8 protein-coding genes are annotated in these 9,980 nt (G+C 41.3%); 4 read left to right on the forward strand and 4 right to left on the reverse strand.

Annotation, left to right across the window (positions count from 1 at the left end; all coding sequences use genetic code 11):
• Both VNZ46_RS09250 and VNZ46_RS09255 read right to left on the reverse strand, forming a co-directional pair.
• A partial coding sequence (locus tag VNZ46_RS09250) for a DUF1800 family protein (RefSeq protein ID WP_325559844.1) occupies positions 1-670 on the reverse strand: 670 nt, incomplete at its 3' end.
• Between the two features lie 82 nt (positions 671-752).
• Positions 753-1,121 carry a YccF domain-containing protein gene (locus VNZ46_RS09255; RefSeq protein WP_325559846.1) on the reverse strand — a complete coding sequence of 123 codons (369 nt, stop codon included), beginning with the start codon at positions 1,119-1,121 and terminating at the stop codon, positions 753-755.
• A gap of 98 nt (positions 1,122-1,219) precedes the next feature.
• Between VNZ46_RS09255 and aat the strand changes: the two genes are divergently transcribed.
• Entirely contained in the window at positions 1,220-1,858 is a 639-nt protein-coding gene (gene aat / locus VNZ46_RS09260) for a leucyl/phenylalanyl-tRNA--protein transferase (RefSeq protein ID WP_325559847.1), read from the forward strand.
• Here the strand turns inward: aat and VNZ46_RS09265 are convergent.
• Together VNZ46_RS09265 and VNZ46_RS09270 are read right to left on the reverse strand one after the other, a co-directional pair.
• Positions 1,855-4,752: a DEAD/DEAH box helicase gene (locus tag VNZ46_RS09265; protein WP_325559849.1), complete on the reverse strand. Its 2,898-nt coding sequence runs from the start codon at positions 4,750-4,752 to the stop codon at positions 1,855-1,857. The genes aat and VNZ46_RS09265 overlap by 4 nt on opposite strands.
• Positions 4,753-4,964: 212 nt before the next feature.
• Positions 4,965-6,503, reverse strand: a complete 1,539-nt coding sequence (locus VNZ46_RS09270) for an aldehyde dehydrogenase family protein (RefSeq protein WP_325559851.1) — start codon at positions 6,501-6,503, stop codon at positions 4,965-4,967.
• Positions 6,504-6,929: 426 nt separating this feature from the next.
• On the opposite strand from VNZ46_RS09270, the gene VNZ46_RS09275 reads away from it, so the two are divergent.
• The 3 genes from VNZ46_RS09275 (at position 6,930) to aroE (ending at position 9,956) form a co-directional block, all read left to right on the forward strand.
• Positions 6,930-8,333, forward strand: coding sequence for a tetratricopeptide repeat protein (locus VNZ46_RS09275; RefSeq protein WP_108555515.1), 1,404 nt, complete (start codon positions 6,930-6,932; stop codon positions 8,331-8,333).
• Between the two features lie 68 nt (positions 8,334-8,401).
• Positions 8,402-9,169: a phosphosulfolactate synthase gene (locus VNZ46_RS09280; RefSeq protein ID WP_133779212.1), complete on the forward strand. Its 768-nt coding sequence runs from the start codon at positions 8,402-8,404 to the stop codon at positions 9,167-9,169.
• A gap of 46 nt (positions 9,170-9,215) precedes the next feature.
• Positions 9,216-9,956: a shikimate dehydrogenase gene (aroE, locus tag VNZ46_RS09285; RefSeq protein WP_325559854.1), complete on the forward strand. Its 741-nt coding sequence runs from the start codon at positions 9,216-9,218 to the stop codon at positions 9,954-9,956.
• Positions 9,957-9,980 lie beyond the last annotated feature (24 nt).

Consider the following 9,980-nt stretch of genomic DNA (forward strand, 5'->3'; position numbering starts at 1 on the left):
TGTTGGGTTTGAATTCGAAATCCCCATCTTTATTATAAGTCCAGCCGGTAAATGCTCTGGCAGACTCCCGGATGTCTTGTTCGGTATAATTGCCCCGGCCAATGGTAAACAATTCCATCAGTTCCCTTGCGAAATTTTCATTGGGGTGGTTCTTTCTGTTTTGCTGGTTATTGAGGTACTGCAGCATTGCAGGCGATTTGGAAACCTCTGTCAGTAATGTTTTAAAGCTTCCCAAGGCATATTTCCTTTGAATGTTATTGAGTTGCTGAGAATATAAAGGGTTACCTGAACGGCAGGCAAAATGGCAATGCCAGAACAAAGTCATCTTCTCCAGTAAAGGTGCATCTGTAGTGATCATCCTCTGGATCCATTCAATGTTGAGGTCTCTTCCTTTCTGGCTGATCTTCCGGATAATTTCCTGCCGCTGTTCTTTTTCTTCCGGACTGAAGTCTTTTTTTCCGTTCAGACCTGCCTGCATGAGCAATTGTTGCCGGGTTTCGGAAGCATCCACGGTGTTCAGATCGGTGATTTTTTGAGCATTGGAGAAGAGTTCTTTGATGGATTTATGCAGATTTTTTCTGCTGAGGTGTTCCAGCTCAGGATACGCAATTCCGAATCCTGCCCGGTTGTAGAGGTGCTTGACTTTAAAGAAGTTTTCCTTTTTCTCCATAGCAATAGGAACTTGATGTCTGGGTAAGACTCCGTTTTTACAGATAAGTTTAAAGCTTTTCAATAAAAAGTGAAAAGAAGGCCTAGCTTATTGATTTTCCAAAAGGGGAGAACGCGAGATTCATGAGTTTGAAATGCTGTCTGCCAAAGGGGATGCCTATAATGGTAAGGCAAAGGAGAATGCCGAAAAATAAATGGGTAAGCGCAATCCAAAATCCTCCAAAGAATAGCCAAATGATGTTCATGATGGTAGAAAGACAACCTGTGTTGGATGAAGTATCCGTAATACGGACACCAAAGGGGGCCAGGCCAACAAATGCAAATTTGAAGCATTGAAGTCCAAAGGGGATGCCAACGATGGTGAGGCACAGGATCAGACCACCGAAAATATATTCGAGAAAAATAAAAAAACCACCGAAGATGATCCAGATGATGTTGCCTATAAAATTCATTGTACACTCTTTTTATTAAGATGGAAATTAATAAATTTAGTTACATTAAGTTGATCTGTTTATTTTAATCCTATCGGGTTTATGTTTTAATATTGCATATGGTTTTCAAACTGCTGGAAGATGAGATTGTATTTCCCGATCCTGCACTTGCCGATCCTGATGGATTGCTGGCAATTGGGGGTGATCTGCATATGGAACGCTTACTGCTGGCCTATGAGAACGGAATCTTTCCCTGGTTCAGTGAAGATGACCCGATCTGCTGGTTTTCTCCTCATGAACGTTGTGTGATTTTCCCTGAAAATCTTAAGGTCAGTAAAAGTATGAAGAAGATCTTTAAAGATGGGGTATTCCGGATCAGTATGAACGAGGCATTTAAAGAAGTGATTATGCATTGTGCTTCTGTGGAGCGCAAGGATCAGAATGGCACCTGGATCACTTCCGAAATGCAGGAGGCTTATATCAATCTGCATATAAATGGTTATGCTCACAGTGTGGAAGTCTGGCAGGGCGATAAACTGGTCGGCGGCTTGTACGGAATTCTTGTTAACCGTGTTTTTTGCGGGGAAAGCATGTTCAGCCTGGTGAGTAATGCTTCAAAGAGTGCCCTGATCTGGCTTTGTGAACAGAGCCGATGGCTAATGATAGACTGTCAGATGCCCAATGATCATTTGATGAGCCTTGGGGCAGAAATGATTGACCGGGAAACGTATTTAAAACTCCTGAAAAGAAAGGCTTAGTTGAGCAGCTCCCGGATATCTTCTTTGCTTAAGGATTTAAAGAAGCTTTCTTCTGTAGTGATCAGGGAACTGGCCAGTCTTTTCTTTCGGTTTTGCAGGGAAAGAATTTTTTCTTCTACGGTATCTCGTGTAATGAATTTATAGATAAACACTTTTTTGTCCTGGCCAATCCGGTGTGTCCGGTCAATGGCCTGCTGCTCTACGGCCGGGTTCCACCAGGGATCAAGGATAAATACATAATCTGCCTGAGTCAGATTCAGACCTACTCCACCCGCTTTGATAGAGATCAGGAAGACTTTAAGGTTTTCATCTTGTTGGAATTCGGCTACGATTTCGCCTCTGTTTTTTGTGGATCCGTCTAAATAGGCATAGGGAATATGTTCATTTTCCAGATGACGCTTAAATATACTCAGGTGCTTCACGAATTGAGAAAAGATCAATACTTTATGGCCTCCTTTAAGCACATTGTCCAGGGTGTGTACTATGCTTTCGAATTTTCCGGAATCTGAGGTATAGGTATCGTCTATCATCGATGGATGGTTGGCAAGCTGCCGAAGTGCGGTAAGGCCCTGCAAAAGCTGGACCTGTTTTTTCGCATAGGTGCCATCGTCCATGCTGCTGAGGAGATCGTTACGATAAGCCGACTTTGTTTTTTCGTAATAGCTGGCCTGATCTTCACTCATATCACAGTAGAAAACCTGTTCAGTTTTGGCAGGTAACTCTTCAGCAACCTGTTCTTTTGTTCTTCTTAAAACAAAGGGTTTAATGATGGCCTGGAGTTTTCTGGCTTTTTCTTCATCCTTCTTCTTTTCGATGGCCTGCACATACTCTTCGTTAAAGAAGGCCTGGGTACCTAGAAGGCCTGGATTTAGAAAGGTGAGTTGAGTCCATAGGTCGCCTACCGAGTTTTCTACAGGTGTACCGCTCAGGATTAGTCTGTGTTTCGATTTTAAAGACCTGACAGACTTAAAGGATTTGGAGGAGGGGTTTTTGATGTTTTGACTCTCATCCAGTATAATATAGTTGAAATAGAAATCTTTCATCAGGGCAATATCAACCCGGGTGATGCCATAGGTGGTAATGACCACATCATACCGAATGAACTGGCTTACATCTTTATTCCTCGAACTTCCTGTATGGGAAAGGATTTTTAATTTAGGGGTGAATTTTTTGGCTTCGTTTAGCCAGTTGTAAATTAAAGAGGTCGGCATGATGATGAGGGAGGTGCCCGGGGTGGCATTTCTCTCATTGTCTTCTTTTTGTTTCTGTAGCAGGGCCAATGTTTGAATGGTTTTACCTAATCCCATATCGTCTGCAAGGCAGCCTCCAAAATTATACTCTCTTAAGAAGCTGAACCAGTTATAGCCGGCCTTTTGGTAACTCCTAAGATCTCCTTTGAAGTGCTCTGGCATTTGAATGTCGGAGATGTTTTCAAAGTCATTTAGTTTTTGAAGTTTACGGTTGAGCGTGACATTGGTAATACTGTCTTCAGAAAGATCATTAAGCAATCCTATATGATGTTTTTTTAATTTCAGCGACTTACTGCCTTCCGAGAGGCTGAACAAGGTTCCATATTTACTGAGCCATTTGTCTGGAATAATTGCGATCGAGCCATCTGGAAGGATGAATTCTCTTTTTTTCTGAAGGATATGCTGTTTAAGTGCCAAAAACGGAATTGGATGGTTGCCAAAATACACAATGGCATTGATGTCAAACCAATCGTTGTTTTCGCTGACCTCAAAGTCAATTTTATTTGTGGCGAAAAGGAAGCGTTTAGTTCCCGTAGCCTGCTCTACTTCATAACCCTTTTCCCTGAGTTCTTCTAAATGTTCGTTAACCCAGTTGAGCAAGCCATAGGATTTATCCTCTTGTTCTCCTGGATCGTGTAGTTCCAGATTATGGAATAAAGCACTTGTTTTCTTTAACCCAGATTTGAGCAATTCATTGAATTTGCTCTTTTCCCAGTCTGTATTTCTTTTGATCCTGGTAAATATATAGTTGTCTTCTGTTTTATGGACTCTGACGGTTACCTTGCGTTCATTGTCCATGGCGAAGGCGTATGAACCATACCTGAAGTATAATTGCAGTTGTGAAATCCCACCTTCTACGTAGATGATTTTCAGAATGGCTACAGGTTCGTGTTTTTCTGTTTTGATTTCAAAGCCTTCTGCATATACATGATATTTCTCGATCAGGGGGGCAACAAACTTCTCAAAATAGGCACCTTCAGTGGCTTTTGGTATGGTAATAAAACGCTTGTTGAGAAAAGGTTGCAGCTTTTTACCCTCTATATCCTGTTCGAAAAAATACAGTACGTCATTTAAAAGTAGCCAGGCAGGTTGGTTACTGACTACCTGCGCTTCTTTAAACATAAAATCTATACGCATTCCCTGATATTTTATCGTTGGGAAATAACGGGTTTCGGTTTCGTTTCTTCTAAAATGGAAAAGAATAGTAGCGGGCTCAGCAGCAATTTCAATTTCTCTTTCTGCCGGCCATCCGTCTTTTCCCATCAGATATAAGGAGTCGGTAACGGCAAGAATAGATAAAACCTCTGTAAGTTTTTTTTCAATCTTTGGGCGTACGGTGTCGTAAAATTTCTCATCAAAGAATTTACTGAAAAACTCCAGTGGCCGGATTTGTTTCTTATGGTATTTTTTAATGATATAGTCTTGTTCCGTCTCGTCGAGGATTTTGATCATCTTCAGATCTGTTTCAGACAGGTGGCGGGCAAATTCTTTAGCGGTATGGCTAAAAAGACGTTGATAGGTTAGAGAAAAATCGCCCTGTGGATTAAGTTGAACCATATGAGGCTCAATTACATAGCCTAAAAACTCATGTTTGCATAAGGAATAAACGATTTTACATGGTTTGGAGCTATCTACGCGTAACATAGGTTAAAAAGTTAAAACAAAAGGAGGATAAGCATATAAAAATCTTTAAACTTACATCAAATTGAAATGCTTTCAAAAAAAAGTATATAGAAGAAAAGCCATTTTTTAAAATAGATGAAATAACGCAGTTGAAATACAAAAAAAGCGGCCTTGAAAAGGCCGCTTTTAAAAAAAACAGGTGTTTATTCTTCTCTTGTTATTTTGTTCTGATTTTACAGGTCAAATTTGATTCCTTGTGCCAGAGGAAGGGTGTTTGAGTAGTTAATTGTGTTGGTTTGTCTGCGCATATAACCTTTCCAGGCATCTGATCCGCTTTCTCTTCCTCCTCCGGTTTCTTTTTCTCCGCCAAAAGCCCCGCCGATCTCGGCTCCTGACGTTCCAATGTTGACATTGGCAATTCCGCAGTCGGATCCGTTAACGGATAAGAATTGTTCTGCTTCGCGAAGGTTTAAGGTCATTATTGCAGAGGAAAGTCCTTGCGGGACACCATTTTGAAGGGCTATGGCCTGGTCGAGGGTCTTGTATTTGATCAGGTAAAGGATCGGGGCAAAGGTTTCTTCCTGAACAATCTCATAATGATTTTCAACTTCGGCCACACAAGGTTTTACATAACAGCCTGAAACATATTGATCTCCCTTAAGAACGCCTCCCTCTACAATGAATTTTGCTCCTTCAGAAACTCCTTTTTCAATGGCCTTCTGATACATATCTACTGCTGCGGTGTCAATAAGCGGACCTACATGGTTGTGCTGGTCAAGTGGATCGCCTATTCTAAGTTGTCCATAGGACCTAACCAGTTTATCCCTGAAGGTATCATAAATGTCTTCATGAATGATCAGGCGTCTGGTAGATGTACATCTTTGTCCGGCGGTACCTACCGCACCAAAAACAGCACCTATGATGGACATATCAAGATCCGCGTCTTTAGATATTATGATGGCGTTGTTTCCGCCCAGCTCCAGAATAGTCCGGCCGAAACGGCCTGCAACTGTAGAGGATACATGTCGGCCAATCCGTGTAGAGCCGGTAAAGGAAACCAATGGGATACGTTTGTCATTGTTCATCATATCACCTACAGCATTTCCGATCAGCAGTGAACTGATCCCTTCGGGCAAATCGTTTGCTTTTAAAACGCCGGCAAGAATGTGCTGGCAGGCCACTGCGCAAAGGGGCGTTTTAGAAGAAGGTTTCCATACACATACATTGCCGCAAACCAAGGCCAGGGCTGCGTTCCAGCTCCATACCGCTACTGGAAAATTGAAAGCAGAAATGATGCCGACAACGCCCAGCGGGTGCCACTGCTCATACATCCGGTGACTGGGTCTCTCCGAATGCATGGTTAAGCCATATAGTTGTCTGGAGAGGCCAACCGCAAAATCGCATATATCGATCATTTCCTGTACTTCGCCAAAGCCCTCCTGTAAGCTTTTACCCATTTCATAGGATACTAAGGTACCGAGGTCTTCTTTATGGGCCCGTAATGCATCTCCAAGCTGGCGAACAATATCCCCTCTTTTAGGTGCAGGAACATTTCGCCATTTCAGAAAGGCTTGTTCCGCAGTTTTCATTACGTTTTCGTAATCTTCGGCTGTGGCCACCTGGATGTCGGCTATCTTTTTACCGTCAACAGGAGAAAAACTCTCCATGGTTTTTGCTCCGGAGGCAGCTCCCCAGTTGCTTCCAGTGCTGTAGGCTGGGTTTACATCTAAAATGCTTAAGTTCTTCAATACCGTACTGATCTCTTTTTTCATCAGAATATAATTTTATTTTAATGGTGATGATGCTATCATGTGCTACCAAATTCTATTCCTATCGGTTTATGTATTTCTGCACATGATGGGTTTCATCGGTTCTTGTCTGTTGTAATGTCCTTCTAAACAAATATAAACAAAGATGCCTGGTTGGGCTTTAATAAAAATGGAACCCTTGGATTTCTTGACGGGAATATTACCGGGTTTGAAATTATGTTTTGTTTCTTTGTACTGAATTCTGAACAGACGGCAATGAATTTGCTGTATTTTAACTCTCCTTTAAATCTAAGCTAACTACAAATTTATCAGTTGATTATAATTTTAAGTGTGTGAATGTTGAAAATTATTTCGCCGGAGCTAGAATTAATTAGCTAAACTTATAATGTATTTAAAACAAAAGGGGACTGTTCTTTAATTATTCAATACATGGAAGAGGAATTTTACTTTGATTTTAGCGATGACGCACAACGTTCTGTAGAGCGCTACGAGGAGATGTTACGGAACCAGGATCAGTACTTTTTTGATGCCCAGGCCTTTGAGAACATCATTGATTATTATATTGAAAAGAGCGACCCGGTAAAGGCCCTGCAGGTGATTGAATATGCACTAAACCAGCATCCTTATGCGGCGGTTTTCCTGGTGAAACAGGCACAGCTGTTATTTATTACGGATCAGATAGAACGCGCTTTCCTTGCTTTGGAAAAAGCAGAAATGCTGGAAGCTTCGGAAGCAGAGATTTATATTCTGAGGGGGAATATTTACAACAGTCTGGAACGCTACCATGAAGCCCTGGAAAACTTTCAGAAGGCCCTGGGTTTTGCGGAAACAACAGATGAGATCTTGTTGCAGATTGCTTATGTTTATCAGAATATGCTCGATTACGAGAAGGCGATTGTTTACATCAAGCAGAGCCTGGAGCAGAATATGGAAAACAAGGATGGCTTGTATGAGCTGGCTTTTTGTTATGACATCCTGGATAAACAGGAAGAAAGCATACAGTTCTACAAAGAATATATCGACAACGATCCTTATTCTTATGCGGCATGGTATAACCTGGCCAATTCTTATCATAAGCTTGATTTGTTTGAGAAGGCTATTGACGCTTACGATTACGCTATTCTGATCAAGGATAATTTTGCTTCTGCCTACTACAACAAAGGAAATGCTTTGGTTCAACTGGACCGTTATGCAGAAGCCATAGAGGTTTACAGACAAACTTTTGAATACGAAAAGCCGAACGCTGATACCTATTGCGCCATAGGAGAGTGTTATGAAAAACTCGAGAAAATGGATGAGGCCCGTTCTTATTATAAGAAATCGGTGAAAATGGATATGAAGATGGCCGATGCCTGGTTTGGCATTGGGGTAACACTTAATTTTGAAGAGCGTTATTTTGAATCTTTACATTTCTATAAAAAAGCGATTGAGCTTGACGGAGAAAATCCTGATTTCTGGTTCGCGATGGCAGATGCCTACTATAAACTTGGGCAGATAGACAATTCTATTGAAGCTTACGACAAAGTTTTAGAATATAATCCGCTGGATGTGGAGGCGTGGCTTGATTTTTCAACGGTGTTATATGAACAGGGAAAATTAAATGAAGCTGCCGAAACGATCTCCGAGGCCATTAAGAATAATCCGGACGCCGCGGAATTGTATTATCGGATGGTGGCTTATCTTTTTGCACTTGGGGAGCATAAGGAAGCACTTATTTACCTGGAAACAGCTTTAAATACGGATCCGGATAAACATTATATTCTGTTTGAATATTTGCCGCAATTACAGGACAATGGGCCAATTATAGAGGTGATCAGCAAATACATAAAATAAAAAAAATCCCCTTTTATTAGATAAAGCTGATAAAAGCAGTCTATTTTTTTTTCACCTTTGCAGAATATATGAACTATCCTTTAAATAATATACCCGTACGTCCTGTTAAACCTCGCCAGAAAGGCATAACAATGGTTATGGATAAGGGTTTAAGCTTGAGGCAGACGGAAGATTTTATTGATGTTGCCGGTATACATACTGATATTGTTAAATTTGGATGGGCGACTTCGTTTGTTACGCCTAATTTGAAAGAGAAACTGGCGATTTATAAAAGCGCGGGTATACCTACCTATTTTGGAGGAACATTGTTTGAAGCTTTTGTGATTAGAAATCAGTTTGATGATTACTGCAGAGTTCTGGATCAGTTCGGGATGGAGTACGCAGAAGTCTCAGATGGTTCTATCACGATTGAACACGATGAGAAATGCGAATTTATCCACAAGCTGTCGAAGCAGGTAACTGTAATTTCGGAGGTAGGATCAAAAGATGCGAAAAAGATATTTGCTCCTTATAAATGGATCAAACTGATGAATGCGGAAATTGAGGCCGGTTCGTGGAAAGTTATTGCGGAGGCGAGAGAAGGAGGAAATGTTGGAATTTACAGGGACTCCGGAGAGGTACGTGAAGGCCTGGTAGATGAAATACTTACACAGATACCTGAAGAAACTATTATCTGGGAAGCACCTCAGAAAGAGCAGCAGGTGTGGTTCATTAAGCTGATTGGAACAAATGTAAACCTGGGCAATATTGCTCCGGCCGAAGTTATTCCATTGGAGACCATTCGTCTGGGCCTTAGGGGAGATACATTTGATCATTTTCTTAATTTAAACAAATAAATAGCCGGTCTGGCCGGTTTTTATTATAAAGATTCATATCAACAGGATGAGAACATTTGGGTTAATAGGTTATCCTTTGTCGCACTCTTTTTCCAAAAAACACTTTACTGAAAAGTTTGAACAGGAGCATATTTTGGACTGCAGGTATGAATTGTTTCCTTTGGAAAAAATCGAGTTACTGGAACCCTTATTGGACAAACCTGATTTGCGGGGCCTAAACGTTACCATTCCATATAAGGTTCAGGTTCTGCCTTATTTGCAGGAGATGGAAGAGGCTGCTGCAGGAATTGGTGCAGTCAATTGTATCTCTATTGAATCCATAAACGGTAAACGTTATCTGAAAGGATATAATACCGATGCTTATGGATTTGAAACCTCCCTCAGGCCTTTTTTAAAAGCTCATCATCAAAAGGCATTGGTTTTTGGGGATGGGGGGGCTGCTAAAGCGGTAAAATATGTGCTTCGGAAACTGGGAATTGAATTTATTTCTGTAGTAAGAACGCCTGCGGAGGGATGTTTTTTATATCATGATGTGACGGAATCACTTCTGGATACACATCATATTTTAATCAATACAACCCCATTGGGGATGTCGCCAAATATTGAAAGCTGTCCAGATATACCTTATGCCTGCCTAACTGATCATCATCTGGCCTATGACTTGGTTTATAATCCGGAGGAAACCCTGTTTTTACGGCGGGCTGCTGCGGCTGGTGCTTCAGTAAAAAATGGTATGGAGATGTTGTACCTGCAGGCTGAACGTTCGTGGGAGATCTGGAGCCGCTAGATATGGGACGGATATTTTTTTCGT

The organism is Pedobacter sp. (assembly GCF_035566355.1).
In the GTDB taxonomy this organism is placed as follows: domain Bacteria; phylum Bacteroidota; class Bacteroidia; order Sphingobacteriales; family Sphingobacteriaceae; genus Pedobacter.

Coding starts and splice junctions, on each gene's coding strand:
- VNZ46_RS09255 (WP_325559846.1), bottom strand. CDS start 1,121: ATGAATTTTATAGGCAACATCATCTGGATCATCTTCGGTGGTTTTTTT.
- aat (WP_325559847.1), top strand. CDS start 1,220: ATGGTTTTCAAACTGCTGGAAGATGAGATTGTATTTCCCGATCCTGCA.
- VNZ46_RS09265 (WP_325559849.1), bottom strand. CDS start 4,752: ATGTTACGCGTAGATAGCTCCAAACCATGTAAAATCGTTTATTCCTTA.
- VNZ46_RS09270 (WP_325559851.1), bottom strand. CDS start 6,503: ATGAAAAAAGAGATCAGTACGGTATTGAAGAACTTAAGCATTTTAGAT.
- VNZ46_RS09275 (WP_108555515.1), top strand. CDS start 6,930: ATGGAAGAGGAATTTTACTTTGATTTTAGCGATGACGCACAACGTTCT.
- VNZ46_RS09280 (WP_133779212.1), top strand. CDS start 8,402: ATGAACTATCCTTTAAATAATATACCCGTACGTCCTGTTAAACCTCGC.
- aroE (WP_325559854.1), top strand. CDS start 9,216: ATGAGAACATTTGGGTTAATAGGTTATCCTTTGTCGCACTCTTTTTCC.